This is a genomic window from Agrobacterium sp. YIC 4121 (assembly GCF_002008205.1).
In the GTDB taxonomy this organism is placed as follows: Bacteria; Pseudomonadota; Alphaproteobacteria; order Rhizobiales; family Rhizobiaceae; genus Agrobacterium; species Agrobacterium leguminum.
The window spans coordinates 229833-250074 of the sequence record NZ_MRDI01000027.1 but is presented as its reverse complement, the minus strand read 5'-3'; the positions used below and the strand labels follow the sequence as shown (position 1 = coordinate 250074).

The 20242-nt window shown below is 59.6% G+C and carries 22 protein-coding genes; 17 read left to right on the top strand and 5 right to left on the bottom strand.

Translation table 11 applies throughout. The features are described from left to right. Nucleotides 1-26 precede the first annotated feature (26 nt). From BTE54_RS22855 to hemB, 4 genes are all read right to left on the bottom strand, one after another. Complete coding sequence (locus BTE54_RS22855; RefSeq protein ID WP_065654045.1) at nucleotides 27-272, bottom strand: AbrB/MazE/SpoVT family DNA-binding domain-containing protein; 246 nt, start codon at nucleotides 270-272, stop codon at nucleotides 27-29. A 60-nt stretch (nucleotides 273-332) separates the two neighbouring features. Beyond that, the gene (locus tag BTE54_RS22850) at nucleotides 333-1091 is read right to left on the bottom strand and encodes an arginyltransferase (protein ID WP_078054065.1); all 759 of its coding nucleotides are present in this window, start codon (nucleotides 1089-1091) and stop codon (nucleotides 333-335) included. Between the two features lie 178 nt (nucleotides 1092-1269). Then, entirely contained in the window at nucleotides 1270-1728 is a 459-nt protein-coding gene (locus BTE54_RS22840; protein ID WP_065654043.1) for an RDD family protein, read from the bottom strand. A gap of 97 nt (nucleotides 1729-1825) precedes the next feature. Then, nucleotides 1826-2839, bottom strand: a complete 1014-nt coding sequence (gene hemB, locus BTE54_RS22835; RefSeq protein ID WP_078054282.1) for a porphobilinogen synthase — start codon at nucleotides 2837-2839, stop codon at nucleotides 1826-1828. 173 nt (nucleotides 2840-3012) lie between these two features. On the opposite strand from hemB, the gene BTE54_RS22830 reads away from it, so the two are divergent. The 12 genes from BTE54_RS22830 to BTE54_RS22775 all read left to right on the top strand — a co-directional run bounded on the left by BTE54_RS22830 (nucleotide 3013) and on the right by BTE54_RS22775 (nucleotide 15376). Further along, nucleotides 3013-3450: a DUF6163 family protein gene (locus BTE54_RS22830; RefSeq protein WP_003496683.1), complete on the top strand. Its 438-nt coding sequence runs from the start codon at nucleotides 3013-3015 to the stop codon at nucleotides 3448-3450. Nucleotides 3451-3684: 234 nt separating this feature from the next. Continuing rightward, the gene (locus BTE54_RS22825) at nucleotides 3685-4194 is read left to right on the top strand and encodes a MarR family winged helix-turn-helix transcriptional regulator (protein ID WP_026363448.1); all 510 of its coding nucleotides are present in this window, start codon (nucleotides 3685-3687) and stop codon (nucleotides 4192-4194) included. 366 nt (nucleotides 4195-4560) lie between these two features. After that, on the top strand, nucleotides 4561-5892 hold the full coding sequence (locus tag BTE54_RS22820; protein WP_003520799.1) for a murein L,D-transpeptidase: 1332 nt from the start codon (nucleotides 4561-4563) through the stop codon (nucleotides 5890-5892). Between the two features lie 198 nt (nucleotides 5893-6090). Further along, on the top strand, nucleotides 6091-7380 hold the full coding sequence (glyA, locus tag BTE54_RS22815) for a serine hydroxymethyltransferase (protein ID WP_020809946.1): 1290 nt from the start codon (nucleotides 6091-6093) through the stop codon (nucleotides 7378-7380). 16 nt (nucleotides 7381-7396) lie between these two features. Further along, nucleotides 7397-7876, top strand: a complete 480-nt coding sequence (gene nrdR, locus BTE54_RS22810) for a transcriptional regulator NrdR (RefSeq protein WP_003496675.1) — start codon at nucleotides 7397-7399, stop codon at nucleotides 7874-7876. Nucleotides 7877-7878: 2 nt separating this feature from the next. Continuing rightward, nucleotides 7879-9123, top strand: coding sequence for a bifunctional diaminohydroxyphosphoribosylaminopyrimidine deaminase/5-amino-6-(5-phosphoribosylamino)uracil reductase RibD (ribD, locus tag BTE54_RS22805; protein WP_078054062.1), 1245 nt, complete (start codon nucleotides 7879-7881; stop codon nucleotides 9121-9123). Beyond that, nucleotides 9123-9734 carry a riboflavin synthase gene (locus tag BTE54_RS22800; RefSeq protein WP_078054061.1) on the top strand — a complete coding sequence of 204 codons (612 nt, stop codon included), beginning with the start codon at nucleotides 9123-9125 and terminating at the stop codon, nucleotides 9732-9734. The genes ribD and BTE54_RS22800 overlap by 1 nt, the downstream gene beginning before the upstream one ends. A gap of 295 nt (nucleotides 9735-10029) precedes the next feature. Further along, a complete protein-coding gene (locus tag BTE54_RS22795; protein ID WP_078054060.1) occupies nucleotides 10030-10662 on the top strand; it encodes a LysE family translocator in 633 nt (210 codons plus the stop codon). Between the two features lie 131 nt (nucleotides 10663-10793). Further along, a complete protein-coding gene (locus BTE54_RS22790; RefSeq protein ID WP_003520804.1) occupies nucleotides 10794-11273 on the top strand; it encodes a 6,7-dimethyl-8-ribityllumazine synthase in 480 nt (159 codons plus the stop codon). 4 nt (nucleotides 11274-11277) lie between these two features. Next, nucleotides 11278-11775 carry a transcription antitermination factor NusB gene (gene nusB, locus BTE54_RS22785; RefSeq protein WP_004441180.1) on the top strand — a complete coding sequence of 166 codons (498 nt, stop codon included), beginning with the start codon at nucleotides 11278-11280 and terminating at the stop codon, nucleotides 11773-11775. 20 nt (nucleotides 11776-11795) lie between these two features. After that, nucleotides 11796-13019: an MFS transporter gene (locus tag BTE54_RS22780; protein WP_078054059.1), complete on the top strand. Its 1224-nt coding sequence runs from the start codon at nucleotides 11796-11798 to the stop codon at nucleotides 13017-13019. A 218-nt stretch (nucleotides 13020-13237) separates the two neighbouring features. Then, a complete protein-coding gene (locus BTE54_RS22775; RefSeq protein ID WP_078054058.1) occupies nucleotides 13238-15376 on the top strand; it encodes a sodium-translocating pyrophosphatase in 2139 nt (712 codons plus the stop codon). Nucleotides 15377-15452: 76 nt separating this feature from the next. Here the strand turns inward: BTE54_RS22775 and BTE54_RS22770 are convergent, their stop codons facing one another. Next, complete coding sequence (locus BTE54_RS22770; RefSeq protein ID WP_003520808.1) at nucleotides 15453-15983, bottom strand: outer membrane protein assembly factor BamE; 531 nt, start codon at nucleotides 15981-15983, stop codon at nucleotides 15453-15455. A 271-nt stretch (nucleotides 15984-16254) separates the two neighbouring features. Here BTE54_RS22770 and BTE54_RS22765 point away from each other — a divergent pair, with 271 nt between their 5' ends. From BTE54_RS22765 to BTE54_RS22745, 5 genes are all read left to right on the top strand, one after another. Beyond that, complete coding sequence (locus tag BTE54_RS22765; protein ID WP_078054057.1) at nucleotides 16255-16794, top strand: ubiquinol-cytochrome C chaperone family protein; 540 nt, start codon at nucleotides 16255-16257, stop codon at nucleotides 16792-16794. A gap of 8 nt (nucleotides 16795-16802) precedes the next feature. After that, nucleotides 16803-17366 (top strand): DUF177 domain-containing protein, encoded by a 564-nt coding sequence (locus BTE54_RS22760; RefSeq protein ID WP_078054281.1) that lies wholly within the window; start codon nucleotides 16803-16805, stop codon nucleotides 17364-17366. 98 nt (nucleotides 17367-17464) lie between these two features. Further along, nucleotides 17465-18526, top strand: coding sequence for a phosphate acyltransferase PlsX (gene plsX / locus BTE54_RS22755; protein WP_035261625.1), 1062 nt, complete (start codon nucleotides 17465-17467; stop codon nucleotides 18524-18526). Nucleotides 18527-18530: 4 nt separating this feature from the next. After that, entirely contained in the window at nucleotides 18531-19502 is a 972-nt protein-coding gene (locus BTE54_RS22750; RefSeq protein WP_059752548.1) for a beta-ketoacyl-ACP synthase III, read from the top strand. Nucleotides 19503-19746: 244 nt separating this feature from the next. Further along, entirely contained in the window at nucleotides 19747-20085 is a 339-nt protein-coding gene (locus BTE54_RS22745) for an integration host factor subunit alpha (RefSeq protein WP_003502236.1), read from the top strand. Nucleotides 20086-20242 lie beyond the last annotated feature (157 nt).

Genomic DNA, 20242 nt, shown 5'->3' with positions numbered 1-20242 from the left:
TGTTTGGCAATCAAACCACCGAGTGCTTATGACTTCGCGAGCGCTTTTAAAGCAACGTGGTACTTGCGCATCACTTGCCGTGCATGTTCCAGCTGACGATCAAAGTCACCTGTTGCTTCTTCGTTCGGGCTCTCAGCAGTTCGCAATTCAAGTACGTTGCCGTCAGTTCTTGAACTGAGAACGTCGCCAATCTTCCAGCCAAGCTGTTCAAGCATATCCTTTGGGATTACAACGCCTGCCTCTTCACCGAACTCGCAAATGGTTGCTTTCATCTGAAATACTCCAAGTTTGATTGGAATTTAGCATGCGATTTTGACGGTTAGACCAGCCCGTTACTTTTCTTCCGGCGTATAAACCTCCCACCCGCGCGGCGTCAGATGCTCCTGCGGATGGTAGCGGGTCTTGTAGCCCATCTTTTCCGAACCATCGACCCAGTAGCCGAGATAGACATGCGGCAAGCCAAGCGCGCGGGTGCGGGTGATGTGATCGATAATCATGAAGGTTCCGAGCGAGCGTTTTTCGAGCTCGGGATTGAAGAAGGAATAGACCATCGACAGGCCGTCGCTCATCACGTCGCTCAGCGCCACGGCCAGCAATTCGCCGCGCTTGCTGGAATCGATGCCGGAGCCGGGTTCGCGCACACGGTATTCGATGATGCGGGTGTTCACATGCGTGTCTTCCACCATGATCGCATAGTCCAGCGCCGACATGTCGGACATGCCGCCCGACTGGTGGCGGTGGTCGAGATAGCGGCGAAACAGGGCGAATTGTTCGGTGGAAGGCTCGGCGGCGTGAACGGTGGCCACGACATCCCTGTTGGCGGCAAGAACACGCCGCATGGATTTTGTCGGCTTGAACTGTTCGGTCAGGATGCGCACGGAGACGCAGGCGCGGCAGTTTTCGCAGGCCGGGCGATAGGCGATGTTCTGCGAGCGCCTGAAACCGCCCTGGGTCAGAAGATCGTTCATTTCCGAAGCGCGCGGGCCGACCAGATGGGTGAAGACCTTCCGCTCCATCTGGTTCGGCAGATAGGGGCAGGTGGCCGGCGCCGTAAGATAGAATTGGGGAGAGGGCGTCGCCTGCGTGTTCATCGAACCGTGATCGCCTCCTGCGTCTGTTATGAAAGCGAGCCGCGATTTCACGGGGTTGGCGGCGGCGCTTCAAGCGACATGCATAATGTCACAGAATGGCAAAATGCCGGAAAACGTCAACTGCGAGATGCGGCATTTGCGGGGTTTGAAAGCCACGTTTGCGTGGCTTTCCGCAATATCAGCGCGTTCTGACGATGACGGTGCCGAGCAGGAAGTCATGAACGAGGCGCGAACGCTCGGTAAACAGGCCTGCAAGCAGGATCAGCGGCGTCAAAACCGAGTTGATGACCCAGAAAAGCACGATGTGAACGGTCGACAGCAGGAAATCGATTCGCCGCCCGTCCATCCGCGCCATGGCTATTCCCATCGCCCGCATGCCTGGGGTCGCCTGCGAGGGGCCACCAAGCGTCATGCCGAAATAAAGCACCGCAACGATGACGAACAGCGCCGGGAAGAGGAACCACCCGAGGCCGAAGGTAATCACGCCGAGAAAGAAGACGATCACAGCTGCCGGAATGCACAGCAGGAGAACGATCGCATAATCGATCAGGAACGCGAAGACCCGCCGGCTCAGGACGCCGCTATAGGCGCGCCAGTCATCCGGTGCGGCATAAGTGGGGTTCTGTTCGAGGCTCATCGGTCGTTTTCTCCTGAGAGGGTATGACAGCGCGGCATGAGTGCCGTGTCAGCAGACAATATGGGAAGAAAACGACCGAATACAATAAGTGCAGGCCTCAGCCCTTTGCCAGTTTGCGTGCGGCCTCGATAGCGAAATAGGTGAGAACACCATCGCAACCGGCACGCTTGAAACAGAGAAGCGTTTCCATCATCACGCGCTCGCCATCGATCCAGCCATTCATGGCGGCTGCCTTGATCTGGGTATATTCGCCGGAGACCTGATAGGCGAAGGTCGGCAGGCCGAAATTTTCCTTCAGCCGCCAGCAGATGTCGAGATAGGGCAGGCCGGGCTTGACCATCAGCATATCCGCTCCTTCCTCCACGTCGAGCGCCGCGTCGCGGATTGCCTCCATGCCATTGGCAGGGCTGATGTAATAGCTGTTCTTGTCACCCTTCAGCAGTCCGGCCGTGGAGATGGCCTCGCGATAGGGACCGTAATAGCCGGAAGAGAATTTCGTCGCATAGGACATGATGCCGACATTCTGGTGCCCGGCGGCATCGAGACCGCGACGGATGGCGCCGATACGGCCATCCATCATCTCCGATGGAGAAATAATGTCCGATCCCGCTTCCGCCTGAAGGATCGCCGCCTTGACGACCTGTTCCACCGTCTCGTCATTGACGATCTCGTCGCCGCGCAGAATGCCGTCATGGCCATGGCTGGTGAAGGGATCGAGCGCAACATCGGTAATCATGCCGATATTGGGAACGGCTTTCTTGACCGCGATAGTCGCCTGATTGATAAGATTATTCGCCTCCAGCGCGTTGGAACCGGTCTCGTTGCGCAGCTCCATTTCGATGTTCGGAAAGGTCGCAATTGCCGGAATGCCGAGATCGGCGGCCTCTTTCGCGGCTTCGACCAGTTTGTCGACGCTCATGCGGTTGACGCCCGGCATCGCCGGAATGGGTTCGACAATATTGCTGCCCGGCACGATGAAGACCGGCCAGATGAGATCGTCGACGGTGAGGCGGCTTTCCTGCACCAGACGGCGCGTCCAATCCGCCTTGCGATTGCGCCGCATGCGACGATGGCCCGTGATCTCGTCGACCAGATGCGTTTTGTCCTGCATGTAAGAATGTCCTTCGATCAAATTTGGAAAGCTGCATATCATGAAGCTTGGCCCATGCGAATGCGACAATCTTCCCTCATCGGCGCCTGCGATGACGATGATGCTTTGACAAGGCAGGCGGCGGGATTCAATATGGGCTGGTCGCCCGTTCGTCGAGACCGTATCTTCCGGCCATGGAACCTGATTCTCAACCTCTGCCGAAACGCCCGCTTACGGAAATCCTCTTTCTGGTCTTCATGAGGCTGGTCGCGGTTTCCTGTTTCTGGTTCGGCCTGCAATATTGGGCGATGCTGACGGGCTATTCGCTCGGGGGGCATGGGCGGTTCGATATGCTGAACCTGCCCTGGCGCGTGGCCGGCAGCGCGCTGGCCGTTATTTTCCCTGTCGCGGCACTCGGTCTCTGGCTCGGGGCCTCCTGGGGCGCTGTCATGTGGGTCATGGGCGCGGGTGCGCAGATCGCCATGTATAAGGTTTGGCCGCACATCTTCGGCGCCAACACGCTGGTGCCCGTCATGCACGGCCTTGTGGCAACCATTTATATACTATTCCTGGTCGCTTTCTGGCTGGATCAGCGCCAGAATGAAGAACGCGCAAGAATTGATTTACCATAAGAATAAAGCAATTCGGCCTGATTTTTGGCCGTATTTCATGGCTAAGTCATTGATTTATAATAGATGACCTTCAACCATTCCCGCTTCGCCACAAGTTGGGCCCTCCGGGGAAAATGCAGGTAACCATTTGTTAATCGTAGCTTTTAAGTAGAATTTTATGCGCATTGATTAGGTTCTCACTCAAGGCGGGAGACAAACAAACACACCGCCAAACAAAACAGTGAGGCAGTCATGATCAATAGCAAAGTTAAGCCCCAGGCCGTTGTTGCCGATGCACATGAAGATACCATCCGCTCGCTCTACATGGAGTCGCTGCATCTGGTGGAACGTCTCCACCGCCGCCTCCTCGATGTCATCAAGGATGAGTTCGACCGTCAGGGTCGTGATGACGTCAACGCCGTTCAGGCCCTGCTGCTGTTCAACATCGGCAATTCCGAACTGACGGCCGGCGAGCTTCGTTCCCGCGGTTACTACCTCGGCTCGAACGTCTCCTACAACGTCAAGAAGCTGGTCGATCTCGGCCTCATCAACCACCAGCGCTCGCGTGTCGACCGCCGCTCGGTTCGCATCAGCCTGACCGAAAAGGGCCAGGAAATCGCCGAAACGGTTGCCCGCCTTTATGAACGCCACGTCGGCTCGATCGAAAAGGTCGGCGGCATCGGCACCGGCGAGTTCTCCGAAATGAACAAACTTCTGCAGCGCCTCGATCGCTTCTGGAACGACTCGATCGCTTACCGCCTGTAATATCGCGACGGTTTCACTGTTTAAGCCGGGGGCATGTTTTTGCTCCCGGCTTGCGGATTCCGCGTTGTGCCTTTCTGCGTGTCAAGCCCAGCCCCTCTTCGAGCCTTCGCCCTGTTTCTCAGGCGAACAAAGCTTCGTGAGGTGAGGACCGTGACACGAATCGGCCATATTGATATGGGACCGGCAAGGTTGAAGGAGCCGGCTGTTTCTCCTGCTGTCGCGGCAAGTCCCGACTGTTCTGCCAGACAATGGCGCCCAACGAATGGGTGTTGAGTATTACCAGCCGGCAGACACGTTGTACGTGTTTGTTAATCATATTGATTTAGGCATTGTTGAGAATGCCGAAGAGAGTGGCTGGTAGGTAGAATGACAAAGAAATCCGTTTCCGATTCCGTATCGCGCCGCGCGCTTCTGCGTTCGGCCGTTTCCGTTGGCGCCGCCGCGCTTGCCGCGCCGGCCTTTGCGCAGAACGCGCTCAACGATCTCATGGGCTCTTCGCGCCGCGGCAACTGGGATGACCAGTTCGATGCCAATACGTCGCGTTCGGCCGTGGGCGTCGTTTCCAACAATCCGGTTCTCGGACGCGAAGCGCCGGTCTACATGCAGCAGGCGATCATGCAATATCAGCAGATCGTGCAGAATGGCGGCTGGCCGGAAGTGCCGGCGTCCCAGCAGCGCCTCCAGATCGGTGTCTCCGATCCTTCCGTACAGGCGCTGCGCCAGCGACTGATGGTATCCGGCGACCTGCCGCGTGAAGCCGGAATTTCCAGCGCCTTCGATAGTTACGTCGATGGCGCGCTGAAGCGTTTCCAGGCCCGTCATGGCCTTCCGGCAGATGGCGTCAGCGGCGAATACACCACGAAGGCGCTCAATGTTTCCGCGCAGATACGTCTGGCGCAGTTGCAGACCAACCTCGTTCGCATCCAGTCCATGTCCGGCGATCTCGGCCAGCGTCACCTGATGGTGAATATCCCGGCCGCAGCCATCGAAGCCGTTGAAAATGAACGCGTCGTGCTGCGCAACACGGCTGTCGTCGGCCGCGCCAGCCGCCCGACCCATGTGATCAATTCCAAGATTTACGAAGTCATCCTCAACCCTTACTGGACCGCGCCGCGCTCGATCGTCGAAAAAGACATCGTGCCTCTGATGCAGAAGGACCCGACCTATCTGGAGCGGAACAACATCCGCCTCATCGACGGCAAGGGGCAGGAAGTTTCGCCAACCGCAGTCGACTGGTTCGCCCCGAAGGCTCCGAACCTGATGTTCCGTCAGGACCCCGGCAAGATCAACGCCATGTCGTCCACGAAGATCAACTTCCACAATCCGAACAACGAATATATGCACGACACGCCGCAGCAGGGCCTGTTCAACAAGCTGATGCGTTTCGAATCCTCCGGCTGCGTGCGCGTGCAGAACGTGCGCGACCTGACGAGCTGGCTGCTGCGCGACACGCCCGGCTGGTCGCGTCAGGAAATGGAGCGCGTCATCGCCACCCGCGTCAACACGCCGATCAAGCTGGCGCAGGAAATCCCGGTCTATTTCGTCTACATCACCGCCTGGTCGGCGAAGGACGGCGTGGTGCAGTTCCGCGACGACATCTATGAAAAGGACGGCAACGCCGAACTGGCGCTCAACACCACGAGCGGCATGGAGCAGCCCGCCGGCCCGGTGGATGACGATCTGTTGCCGCGCAACTGATCCGGCTTTACCGCTATTTCATTCCATCATCATGAGCCGCACCTTCGGGTGCGGCTTTTTTCTTGGCGATTTTCTGAAAACATCTGTCGTTTTTTGTCGCAACGTCGCAGTTTGACGGGCAAATCTCGCTGCCCGTATTGCTCTTGTCGGGGCAGGGCGCTAAGACGCCATCGCATTACTGTTTCAGGAGCCTTCACCATGTCGAACACAGATGCTTTCTTCTCCCGTCCGCTTGCCGATGTCGATCCGGAAATTTTCGGCGCGATCGAGAAGGAACTGGGTCGCCAGCGCCACGAAATCGAACTGATCGCCTCGGAAAACATCGTTTCCCGCGCCGTGCTCGAAGCGCAGGGTTCGATCATGACCAACAAATATGCGGAAGGTTATCCGGGCAAGCGTTATTACGGCGGCTGCCAGTTCGTCGATATCGCTGAAGAACTCGCCATCGAACGCGCCAAGAAGCTGTTCGGCGTCAACTTCGCCAACGTGCAGCCGAATTCCGGTTCGCAGATGAACCAGGCCGTGTTCCTCGCGCTGCTTCAGCCGGGCGATACCTTCATGGGCCTCGATCTGAACTCGGGAGGCCACCTGACGCATGGTTCGCCGGTCAACATGTCCGGCAAGTGGTTCAACGTGGTCTCCTACGGCGTGCGTGAAGGCGACAATCTGCTCGACATGGACGAGGTGGAGCGTAAGGCCAAGGAACACAAGCCGAAGCTCATTCTCGCCGGCGGCACCGCCTATTCGCGCGTCTGGGACTGGAAGCGCTTCCGCGAGATCGCCGATGAAGTCGGCGCCTACCTGATGGTCGATATGGCCCACATCGCTGGCCTCGTCGCCGGTGGCCAGCATCCGTCACCGTTCCCGCACTGCCATGTCGCCACCACCACCACGCACAAATCGCTGCGCGGCCCGCGCGGCGGCATGATCCTCACCAATGACGAGGATCTGGCCAAGAAGTTCAACTCGGCCGTCTTCCCCGGCCTGCAGGGCGGCCCGCTGATGCATGTCATCGCCGCCAAGGCCGTCGCCTTCGGCGAAGCGCTGAAGCCCGAGTTCAAGGACTATGCCGCTCAGGTCGTCAAGAACGCCAAGGCGCTGGCTGAAACGCTGGTCGAAGGCGGTCTGGATGTCGTCTCCGGCGGCACCGACAACCACCTGATGCTGGTCGATCTTCGCAAGAAGAACGCCACCGGCAAGCGCGCGGAAGCAGCGCTCGGCCGCGCTTACATCACCTGCAACAAGAACGGCATTCCTTTCGATCCGGAAAAGCCCTTCGTTACCTCGGGTGTGCGTCTCGGCACGCCGGCCGGCACGACGCGCGGTTTCAAGGAAGCGGAATTCCGCGAAATCGGCAAGCTGATCGTCGAGGTTCTCGATGGTCTGAAGGTTGCCAATTCGGATGAGGGCAATGCCGCCGTCGAGGCTGCGGTGCGTGAAAAGGTCGTCGGCCTGACGGACCGTTTCCCGATGTACCCTTACATGTAAGTAGGAAAGGAAGAAGATGCGCTGCCCTTTTTGCGGTTCTGAAGACACGCAGGTCAAGGACTCGCGTCCGGCGGAGGACAATACCTCCATCCGCCGGCGGCGCATCTGCCCCGATTGCGGCGGCCGCTTCACGACCTATGAGCGCGTGCAGTTGCGCGAGCTGATGGTCATCAAGAAAAGCGGCCGCAAGCTGCCCTTCGACCGGGAAAAGCTGGTGCGATCCTTCGAGATTGCGCTGCGCAAGCGCCCGGTCGATCGCGACCGGATCGAGCGTGCCGTCTCCGGCATCGTTCGCCGCCTGGAAAGTTCGGGCGAGACGGAAATTCCCTCGGAAGAAATCGGCCTGCAGGTTCTCGAAGCGCTGAAGAGCCTTGATGACGTGGCCTTCGTGCGTTACGCCTCGGTCTATCGCGATTTCAGCCATGCCGAGGATTTCGAAAACGTGATTGCCGAAATCAACGCCAAGATCGCCCGCGATACGGACGCCGGAGTCTAGCCGTGACCACCCGCGCCGATGACGAAAGGTTCATGGCCCGCGCCATCGAGGTTTCGCTTCGCCATCAGGGCCAGACGCTTACCAACCCATCGGTTGGCTGCGTTCTCGTAAAAGACGGAAAAATCATCGCCGAAGCCGTGACCGCCATTGGCGGCCGCCCCCATGCCGAACGGCAGGCGCTGGAAATCGCCGGGGAAGCGGCGCGCGGCGCCACCGCCTATGTGACGCTCGAACCCTGCTCGCACTGGGGCAAAACCCCGCCCTGCGCCAATGCGCTGGTGGAATATGGCGTCGCCCGTGTCGTGGTCGCGGTGGACGATCCGGATGAGCGCGTCTCCGGCCGTGGTTATACGATTTTACGGGATGCCGGTATTGTCGTGGAAACCGGCCTGTTGCGGGATGAGGGTAAGAGGGCGCTGGCCGGTTACCTCACGCGTCAGGTGAAAAAACGCCCGCATGTGATTCTGAAACTTGCCGTTTCCGCCGATGGCATGATCGGCAGGAAAGGCGAGGGGCAGGTGGCGATTACCGGTCCCGAGGCTCGCCATGCCGTGCATCAACTTCGGGCGCGTTGTGATTGCATTCTCGTTGGTATCAGGACCGCCATTGCGGATGATCCTGAACTGACGGTTCGAATCGCAGGTCTCGAGGATCGCTCGCCGGTGCGGATCGTGCTGGATCGGCAGTTTGAGTTGCCGCTCTCGTCGAAGCTGGTGAAGACAGTGCGGGAGGTGCCGGTGATCGTTGCGGCGTTACCCCCCTCTGCCCTGCCGGGCATCTCCCCCTCAAGGGGGGAGATCGATGGAGCGCCGCTTCGCCCCGCATCGGCGGCCGGAGAGGGCGAGCCGGAGGCGCTATTTGAACGAGCGGACAGCCACTTGCCGATCTCCCCCCTTGAGGGGGAGATGCCCGGCAGGGCAGAGGGGGGTAGCCGCGACCGCCGCCGCCAACTTCTCACCGACGCCGGCGTCCAGATTCTCGAAGCCCCAACGCTCGAAAACCTCCTCCACATCCTCGCCGAAAGCGGCATGTCGGAACTTCTGGTCGAAGGCGGCGCCTTTGCCGCAAAATCATTCCTTGAAGCGGGGCTTGTGGACCGTATCATGCTGTTCGAAAGCCCGGTGGTGATCGGTGAGGGCGGCATTGAAACGCCGCTCAACCATGCCGATATTCCGGGCGACTATGCTCTGGTCAGCGAGACCGCCTATGGGCGGGATCGTTGCTTCGATTATGAAAGGCCGATTTGATGTTTACCGGAATTGTCACCGACGTCGGAACCGTTTCCGAGCTGGAAGCCCTGGCCGAAGGCGTGCGTCTGCGGGTGGCGACAAATTACGACCCCAAGACCATCGATATGGGCGCGTCCATCTCCCATGGCGGCGTTTGCCTGACGGTGACGAGACTGCCGGAAGATGGCAGCAATGAGCGCTGGTACGAGGTCGAGGCATGGGAAGAGGCGCTGCGCCTGACGACGATTGCCTGCTGGCAAAAGGGTACCCACGTCAATCTGGAGCGGGCGCTCAAGATCGGCGATGAGCTTGGCGGCCACATCGTTTCCGGCCATGTCGATGGCAGGGCGGAAATCCTTTCGGTGGAGCCGGAAGGTGAGGCGGTGCGCATTCGCCTGCGCGCGCCGGAGCATCTGGCGAAATTCGTGGCGCCCAAGGGTTCCGTGGCGCTCGACGGCACTTCGCTCACCGTCAACGCCGTCGAAGGCACGGATTTCGACGTGCTGCTGATCCGCCACACGCTGACTGTCACCACCTGGGGCGAACGCCAGCCGGGCGATTTCGTGAATTTCGAAGTCGATACCATGGCGCGTTATGCCGCTAGGCTTGCGGAATTTCCGTCAGCGTAATGTGACGAGCTTCGGAGAGGAGGACGCACCGACGCCTCCTCCGTCATTCCGGCCTTGAGCCGGAATCCAGCCAGCCCAAGTCTTTGGGCTGAAAGAACTTTTCCCGCCGCGCAGACGCGCGTTGACTGGATTCCGGCTCAAGGCCGGAATGACGCAAAGGGAATGGCCAACACCTGAAATCGCGGCATATTGCAATTGTTCTCATGCACCGCTTCCGATGAAGCTGGAAACGCTATAGGACTTTTTAGGCCGTTTGATATCGACCGCGAGCCAAACGGGTTAGGGGAAATACATCATGCCGTCCTTCGAACTGCTGACAGCCTTTTTCATAACCACCGCCTTGTTCGCCTATATCCCCGGTCCGGCCATGCTTTATGCGGCGGCGCAGACCATGGCGCGCGGACGGTTTGCCGGGCTGATGGCGGTGCTTGGAATCCATGTCGGCTGCTATTTCCACATCTTTGCCTCTGCGGCAGGGCTTTCGGTGCTGTTTCAGGCGGTGCCTTGGCTTTATCTGGCAGTGAAGCTGTGCGGCGCGCTTTATCTCGTCTGGCTCGGTTTTTCGATGTTGCGCAGCAAGATGGAAGGCGAGGCGGTCAACCTCACCATCGAGCCAAAATCGGCGCGCCGCGCCTTTATCGACAGCATCATCGTTGATGTGCTCAATCCAAAGACAGCGCTGTTCTTTCTGGCCTTCCTGCCGCAATTCGTTGATCCCGCAGCAGCCTTTCCGGTCTGGTTGCAGTTCCTGATCCTCGGCATCGCCGTCAATTTCATTTTTTCCTCGGCCGATCTCGTCGGGGTGCTTCTCGCGGGCGCCATGGTTGGGCGTTTGAAGCGTTCCGGCACGGTGCAGGTGCTCGCACGGCGCGCTGCCGGGACGGTACTGATGGGGCTCGGCGTCCATCTCGCCTTCCAGAAAACCTGATTGTCGCGGAGCCTCGCCGGAAGGCGTGAAAGCCGGCCAAATGCCTTGCAGACGCGGCCCCTTGCGCCGCTGATACATGAAATTACTTGCCAAAAACGGCCAGCCGTGGTTTGACCGCCCCAAAAGCCGGTATGATCCGGCATCAAGCTTTTCAGGAAAATATCATGTCCAAACCCCATCTTCTTATCGTGGAAGCACGTTTTTACGACGATATGGCGGATGCCCTTCTCGAAGGCGCGAAATTCGCGCTCGATGAAGCCGGCGCCACCTATGACGTCATCACCGTTCCCGGTGCGCTGGAAATCCCCGCCGCCATCGCCATGGCGCTTGACGGTGCTGACAATGACGGCACGGAATATGACGGTTTCGTCGCGCTCGGCATGGTCATTCGTGGCGAGACCTACCACTTCGACATCGTCTCAAACGAATCCTCCCGCGCCCTGATGGATCTTGCCGTCAGCGAATCGCTGCCGATCGGCAACGGCATCCTCACCGTCGAGAATGACGAGCAGGCATGGGCGCGCGTGCGTCGTTCCGACAAGGACAAGGGCGGTTTTGCGGCGCGTGCGGCGCTGACCATGATCGAGCTGAAGAAGAAGCTGGGTGGCTGAGCGCATGTCGAATGTTGAAAATGGCGGCGAACCGCGCCAGCCTTCGGTAAAGCCCGCCAACCAGCGCGGCGCGGCCCGCCTTGCGGCCGTGCAGGCGCTTTACCAGATGGATGTCGGCGGAACCGGCGTCATGGAAGTCGTGGCCGAATACGAGGCGCACCGTCTCGGGCAGGAAGTCGACGGCGATACCTATCTGAAGGCCGACCCGTCCTGGTTCCGTTCCATCGTTTCCGGCGTCGTCCGAGATCAGACGAAGATCGACCCGCTGGTGCGCTCCGCCCTTCTGGAAGACTGGCCGCTGTCGCGCCTCGATGCCACCGTGCGCGCCATCCTGCGTGCCGGCACTTTCGAGATTCTCGAGCGCAAGGACGTGCCGGTCGCCGTCATCGTCACGGAATATGTTGAAATCGCCCGTGCTTTCTTCGAGCATGACGAGCCCAAGCTGGTGAATGCGGTGCTTGACCGCATTGCCAAGCAGGTGCGCGGCGAGGCAAAACGCTGAAATAAAAAGGTGAGGAAGAGATGAGCGCGGTTTCCGTCCCCGGACTTGAAGTTCAACTGGACGAGGCGAAGCGCAACGTCTTTCTCCTCACCATCGCGCAGGCGATCATGGGATCGGCTGCGCCCTTAAGCTTTTCGGTCGGCGCACTTGCCGGCTATCAGCTGCTCGGCGCGGATAAGTCGCTGGCGACCGCGCCTCTCACCGGATTCAATATCGGCGTTGCGCTCGGCGCGATCTGCGTGGCGGCTGCATCCCGCTTCCTTGGCCGCAAGGCAGGCTTCATGGTCGGCGCGCTGATGTGCTCCATCGGCGGCGGCATTGCCGCCGTGGCGCTCTTCCGTGCGGATTTCTGGCTGTTTGCCGTCGGCCTCCTGCTGATCGGCATTTCCGGCGGCTTTACGCAAAAAATCCGTTTCGCCGCAGCCGACGCCTCTCCATCCTTTTACAAGCCGAAGGCGATCTCCTGGATACTCGCCGGCGGCATCATTTCCGCCATTGTCGGGCCGCAACTCGCCATCTTCGGCAAGGATCTGCTTGCGCCGGTCACCTTTGCCGGCGCTTTTCTGGCGCTCGTTCCGCTCGGCCTCGTTTCGATCGCCATTCTGGCATTTCTGAAACTGCCCGACCCCAAGGCGGCCGCCGCCCATGTCGAATCGGTAAGGCCGCTGTCAGAGATCGTCCGCACGCAGCGTTTCGTCACCGGCATGATCTGCGGCATCGGTTCCTATGCCCTGATGACCTTCATGATGACCGGCGCACCGCTTGCCATGGTGGTCGGCTGCGGTTTCCCCACCGAACTCGCCACGCTCGGCATCCAGTGGCACGTTCTCGCCATGTTCGGCCCGAGCTTCTTCACCGGCATGCTGATTTCCCGATTCGGTGCGGAAAAAATCGTGGCAGTCGGCCTGATCGTGCTGATGGCCTGCGCCATCGTTGCCCATGTGGGCATAGAGCTGTGGAATTTCTGGGCGGCGCTCATCCTGCTCGGCCTCGGCTGGAATTTCGGCTTCATCGGCGCAACCGCCATCATCACCTCCAGTTACCGCCCGCATGAGGCGGACAAGGTGCAGGGTTTCCACGATATCGTGCTGTTTGGCACCGTGGCGCTGTCATCCTTCTCTTCCGGCAAGGTGTTTACGGCCTGGGGCTGGTCGGTGATGAACCTCGTCATCTGGCCGGTTGCCGGGCTTTGCCTTCTGCTTGTCCTGTCGCTCGTCCTGACAAGCCGCAAAAAAGCAGCCTGAGTCGAGCGCCGCACTCTACTCCTTTCAAGTTTCAGGCAAATTTGTGGGCTTGACGCGGCACCTCGCGCCAACGCAATCTCCGCTCCGAGGACATTTTTCCTTGGGAGGGGAACAAATGCCCAAGACGGGATTTGGGACAGGCCGTCCGCATCTCCCTGCACAAGGTTTCGCCACGCCGGGGAGGGAGTGAGACCCGGCCTTTTGGGAGGTAAGTGCGCATGACCGTAATACCCATAGTAATTTTATGCGGTGTCCTGTCCGTCGTTTACGCGGTATGGGCCACCAAGAGCGTTCTCGATGCCGATCAGGGCAACGAGCGTATGCGTGAAATAGCAGGTTTTATCCGTGAAGGTGCGCAGGCTTATCTCACCCGTCAATATCTCACCATCGCCATCGTCGGACTGATAGTCGCCATTCTGGCCTGGTATCTTCTGTCATCCATGGCAGCCATCGGCTTCCTCGTCGGCGCGGTGCTTTCAGGCGTCGCCGGCTTCGTCGGCATGCATGTCTCCGTGCGCGCCAACCTGCGCACCGCGCAGGCCGCCTCGCACAGCCTTTCCGCCGGTCTCGATATCGCCTTCAAGTCGGGCGCCATCACCGGTATGCTGGTGGCGGGCCTCGCGCTGCTCGGCGTTTCCATCTATTATTTCATCCTGACCTCGGTGATGGGCCATCCGGCCGGATCGCGTGAGGTGATCGATGCGCTGGTGTCGCTGGGCTTCGGCGCATCGCTGATCTCCATCTTCGCCCGCCTCGGTGGCGGCATCTTCACCAAGGGTGCCGATGTCGGCGGCGATCTCGTGGGCAAGGTCGAGGCCGGCATTCCCGAGGACGATCCGCGCAACCCGGCAACCATCGCCGACAATGTCGGCGACAATGTCGGCGATTGCGCCGGCATGGCGGCTGACCTCTTCGAGACCTATGCCGTCTCTGTCGTCGCGACCATGGTTCTCGCCGCAATCTTCTTTGCCGGAATGCCGATACTGGAAAGCGCCATGGTCTATCCGCTGGCGATCTGCGGCGCCTGCATCCTGACCTCGATTGCCGGCACCTTCTTCGTGAAGCTCGGCACCAACAATTCCATCATGGGCGCGCTCTACAAGGGGCTCATCGCCACCGGTGTCTTCTCGGTTGCGGGTCTTGCTGTTGCCACTCATTCCACGGTCGGCTGGGGCACGGTAGGCACGGTGGCCGGCATGGAAATCACCGGCACCAATCTCTTCTTCTGCGGATTGGTCGGTCTTGTCGTGACGGCGCTGATCGTCGTCATCACCGAATATTATACCGGCACCAACAAGCGGCCGGTCAATTCCATCGCCCAGGCGTCTGTCACCGGTCATGGCACCAACGTCATCCAGGGCCTTGCGGTCTCGCTGGAATCGACGGCGCTGCCGGCCATCGTCATCGTCGGCGGCATCATCGGCACCTACCAGCTCGGCGGGCTGTTCGGCACGGGCATCGCGGTCACCGCCATGCTCGGCCTTGCCGGCATGATCGTGGCGCTCGACGCCTTCGGCCCGGTCACGGACAATGCCGGCGGTATCGCCGAAATGGCCGGTCTCGATCCTGACGTGCGCAAGGCGACCGATGCGCTTGACGCTGTCGGCAACACCACCAAGGCCGTCACCAAGGGTTATGCCATCGGTTCGGCCGGTCTCGGCGCACTGGTGCTGTTCGCCGCCTATGCCAATGACCTCTCCTATTTCGCCGCCAATGGCGATACCTATCCCTACTTCAAGGACATTGGCGAGATTTCCTTCAGCCTCGCCAATCCTTACGTGGTTGCCGGCCTGCTGTTCGGCGGCCTCATCCCCTATCTCTTCGGCGGTATCGCCATGACGGCGGTGGGCAAGGCGGCAAGCTCGATTGTCGAGGAAGTGCGCCGCCAGTTCCGCGAAAAGCCCGGCATCATGGCCGGAACGGAAAAGCCTGATTACGGCAAGGCCGTGGACCTGCTGACACGGGCGGCGATCAAGGAAATGGTCATCCCGTCGCTCCTGCCGGTTCTGGCGCCGCTCGTCGTTTATTTCGGCGTGCTGGCCATTTCCGGCTCCAAGGCGTCGGCCTTCGCGGCCCTTGGCGCATCGCTGCTCGGCGTCATCATCAACGGCCTCTTCGTGGCGATTTCCATGACCTCCGGTGGCGGCGCATGGGACAATGCCAAGAAGAGCTTCGAAGACGGTTTCATCGATAAGGACGGCGTGCGCCACGTCAAGGGTTCGGACGCCCACAAGGCGTCGGTGACGGGCGATACGGTCGGCGATCCCTATAAGGATACCGCCGGTCCCGCCGTCAACCCGGCGATCAAGATCACCAATATCGTCGCGCTGTTGCTGCTTGCGGTTCTTGCCCACTGAGGGCTTAGGTTCCGACAAATGAAAAAGGCCCGGGGAGCGATCCCCGGGCCTTTGAATTTTTCGTTTCTTCTTCCGATCAGGGGGTGTTGTTGCCCTGACCCAGAATGCTCTTGGCGATATTGGCGCCCGAGGTGCCGCCTGAGAGCAACTGCTGCAGGAAGGTGAGATCCTTGCCGCCCGTCGGCGTGGTGCGCGAAATCGTGTCGAAGACCTTGCCGTCCTGCAGCGTATAGTTGGCCTTGCGCTCGATCACGCCGTCCTTGTTGAAATAGATCGCGAGAATGTTCTGCTCGACCAGCGCCGGCTTCATGAAGGCCGCGCGGCGCACGCGCTTCTGCGAGATGTAATAGAAAACCTCGTTGCCGAAGGTCGCGGTGGTGGAGGGCGTGCCCATGGTCAGCAGAACCTGCTCGCGGCTCGAACCTTCCGGGATCAGCTGAAGCGACTGCTCGTCCATGACGTAGCCGTTATGGAACACATCGGTCGTGCTGCTGCAGGCGGAAAGCAGGCCGGATGCGAGCACGATTGCGATGGCGGTCTTGCTCAGAACATTGCCGTGACTTGCGGATTTCTGCTTGCTCAACTGCTTTTCCCCGACTGCGATCATGAATGGCACCTTCCGGCATTGCGTGGTGCACAGTGTCTGTGCACATGATTGTGTCAATCCGGGGACGGAAAATCCCGGTCACTCCCCAAATTCAATGCTTTCCCGGTCTTTTGGAACTCCTCCGGTTCTCTTCGACTGTTTCAGGCGAAAGACGAACGTGACCGCGACAGCATTGCAATTCGTGGATGCTTCGGTAAACCAGCTTTGACGATCATGCAACAAGTGCGATGGGCGGTAAGCGAATTCACCCGTCCCGTTCGGAAAAAAAACGATGATATTCGGGCTGTTCAAGAAGAAAAACAACAATCGCGCCATTGTCGACCGGCAATATGCGACTTTGACCGCCGCTGCCCGCACGCCCGCTTTCTATCTCGATCTCGGTGTTCCCGATACGGTCATGGGCCGCTTCGAGATGCTGTCGGTCATCATGATTCTCTATTTCCGCCGCACCAAATCCTCCGATGTCAGCGGGCAGGAAATTGCCCAGGAGATCGTCGACGCCTTTTTTCAGGACCTCGATCATTCCATTCGCGAACTGGGAATCGGCGATCAGGGCGTGCCGAAGCGCATGAAGAAATTCGCCGGCATGTTTTATGGGAGGCTCGAATCCTATGCGGCGGCGCTGGATGCTTCCGACCGCGTTGCCCTTGCCGCGGCGCTCCGGCGCAATATATATCCGCAGTTAGATGAGAAGGCGCCCGATATGGAGGGGCTGGCAGGCTGGATGATGGACGCATCCACGCAACTTGCCACCCAGTCCGAAGACACAATAGCAACCGGAAGCCTGACGCTGCCCTTGCCTGGACGATGAGGTTCACGATGAACGCGCGACACCCTGCAAATGACGACCTGCCTTTTTCCTATCCCGTAAAGGTAGGCCATATTTCCGCCAATCCGGTCAGGATTGGTCTCGAAGCCAGTGCCGAGGAACTGAAGGCGCTGGCGAAATTCTGGAATGTGGTTTCCGTCGAATATCTGAAGGCGGAGCTGCAGGTTTCCCGCTGGAAGAAGGATGGCGTGAAGATCAAGGGCGAAGTGCATGCGGCGGTAACGCAATCCTGCGTCGTCACGCTGGAGCCGGTCTCGAGCAAGATCGACGAGCCAGTCGAGCAGATTTTCGTTCCGGAAGGTTCGAAACTGGCGCGGATGGTGACCAATGAGGAAGGCGAGATCGTGCTCGACCCCGACGGCCCGGATATTCCCGACCAGTTCACCGGCGACAGCATCGATGTCGGCGCGGTGGTTGCCGAATTTGCGGCACTCGCGATCGATCCCTATCCGCGCAAAGCGGATGCGGAATTTCCCGAAGCGGCCGAAAAAGAGCCTGAAGAAGAAAAGCGCCCGTCGCCCTTTGCCGTGCTCAAAGATTGGAAAAAAGACTGAATGGCCCCGTTGGGCTGAAATAATTTTATTGTAACGAAGGCCGGAAAAGGTATTTTCGCGCAAAACCGCTGATTGGCGGGAAGAAGGATAAGGGACGAGTGATCAGAATTGCAATTGACGTCATGGGTGGCGATTTCGGCCCAGATGTTGCCATACCCGGTGCCGCCAAGGCGCTTGAACGGCACAACGATGTAACTTTTCTGCTCTACGGGCAGAAGAGCAAATGCGACCCCATTCTGGCACAATATCCCGCACTTCGGGAAAAGTCGGTCTTTCACGATTGTGAAGTCTCGGTCAGCATGGACGAGAAGCCGAGCCAGGCGCTGCGCCGTGGCCGCTACGTTTCCAGCATGTGGCGCGCCATCGAAGCCGTGAAGCTCGGCGAGGCGGATGTCGCCGTTTCCGCCGGCAATACCGGCGCGCTGATGGCCATGGCGAAATTCTGTTTGCGCACCATGGCGCGGGTGGAACGCCCGGCAATCGCCGGCATCTGGCCGACGCTGAAGGGCGAAAGCATCGTGCTCGACATCGGCGCGACCATCGGCGCCGATTCCCAGCAGCTGCTGGATTTCGCCCTGATGGGTGGCGCCATGGCGCGCGCGCTCTTCGATATCGACCGTCCGACCGTCGGCCTGCTCAATGTCGGCGTCGAGGAGGTCAAGGGTCAGGAAGAGGTTCGCGAGGCCGGACGGCTGATCCGCGAGGCCGATCTCGCCACCATCGATTATCGCGGTTTCGTCGAAGGCGACGATATCGGCAAGGGCACGGTGGACGTGGTGGTGACCGAAGGTTTCACCGGCAACATCGCGCTCAAGGCCGCCGAAGGCACCGCCCGCCAGATCACCACGCTGCTGCGTGAGGCGATCTCCCGCAGCTTCTTCGCCAAGATCGGTTATATTCTGGCGAAAAGCGCCTTCGATGTGCTTCGTGAAAAGATGGACCCGCGCAAGGTCAATGGCGGAGTGTTTCTGGGCCTGAACGGCATTGTCATCAAGAGCCATGGCGGCACGGATGCCATTGGTTTTGCCTCCGCCGTCGATGTCGGCTACGACATGGTCCACAACGGCCTGACGGCCAAGATTGAAAATGATCTGAAGATTTACCACGCAAGACGGCTTCCGCCCCCGGCGCCCGAAGCTCTCGTGGCTGACGAGGAATAAGGGAATGATCCGCTCTATAGTTCGTGGTTTCGGGGCAGCGCTTCCGAAGCGTGTCATGACCAACAGCGAAATTGAAGGGGTCGTCGAGACTTCCGACGAATGGATCGTGCAGCGCACGGGCATCAAGCAGCGCTATATCGCCGGCGAAGGTGAAACCACCGCGTCGCTCGGCGAAGCGGCGGCGCGCGCCGCCCTCGACAATGCCGGCCTGACGCCCGACGATATCGACCTCATCATTCTGGCCACCTCGACCCCGGATAACACCTTTCCGGCAACGGCGGTGAACATCCAGAACCGTCTTGGCATGACCCATGGTTTCGCCTTCGACATGCAGGCCGTCTGCTCCGGTTTCGTTTATGCCGTATCGACCGCCGATCTCTATATTCGCGGCGGCATGGCCAAGCGCGTTCTGGTGATCGGCTCCGAGACCTTCTCGCGCATCCTCGACTGGAAGGACCGCACCACCTGCGTTCTCTTCGGCGACGGCGCCGGCGCGCTGGTTCTGGAGGCCGGCGAAGGCGAGGGCACTTCTGCCGATCGCGGCATTCTGACAGCGCAGCTTCGCTCCGACGGCTCGCACAAGGAAAAGCTCTACGTCGATGGCGGACCTTCCACCACAGGCACCGTCGGTCATCTGCGCATGGAAGGCCGGGAAGTGTTCAAGCACGCCGTCGGCATGATCACCGACGTCATCGAACAGGCCTTCGAGGCAACGGGCACGACGTCCGACGATCTCGACTGGCTGGTTCCGCATCAGGCGAACAAGCGCATCATCGACGGCTCTGCGAAGAAGCTCAACATCGATCCGGAGAAGGTCGTGATCACCGTCGATCAGCACGGCAATACCTCGGCCGCCTCCATTCCGCTGGCGCTCGCCGTTGCCGCCGGTGACGGACGCATCAAGAAGGGCGATCTGGTCATGCTGGAGGCCATGGGCGGCGGCTTCACCTGGGGCGCGGTGCTGCTGCGCTGGTAAAGGCCTGATTTCCGCATTTGCCGGGGCGCTGGCGCGAAATCGGTTGTGATTTTCGCGCTCACGCCCCGATCGGAAGCGCCGGAGCGGCCGGAGCCTGTGTCAAAACCGTATCACTCGCTCTAAGCCCTTGCACTGATTGCCGAAAGCCTCAAATGAATCTGGAACAATCCCTTGACCGGTCGCCACAAGGGAAATAATCTCGGCGGCTCCTAGAGAAGAGTTCAGACACGGTTTGCGGGGAAAAATGGCCGGGAAGACAGTGACACGCGCAGATCTTGCAGAATCTGTGTTTCGTAAAGTCGGGCTGTCCCGCACCGAATCCGCCGAACTGGTCGAAACGATCATTGACGAAATATGCAACGCGATCACCCGTGGCGAAGTCGTGAAGCTTTCTTCCTTCGCGACATTCCAGATCCGGGAAAAGAACGAGCGTATCGGCCGCAACCCGAAGACGGGTGAGGAAGTGCCGATTTCCCCCCGTCGCGTCATGACCTTCAAGGCCTCGAACGTGCTGAAGCAGCGCATCTTGAAGGCCCATACGGCCCGCAAGGCCAAGCAGAAGGGCCAGAAGGCCGGGGCATAATCCCTCTCTCAAGGTCTAAGCAACACGCCTTTTTTGCCGTATCGCAAGCCTTTTTCCCCATTCTTCTTGTGAACATACTTGAATTTCAACGTGCAAGCCGTTGAAATCCGGTCGACTCAGATCATAATCAATTTTAGTGATTTGTATCTCGCCGCAA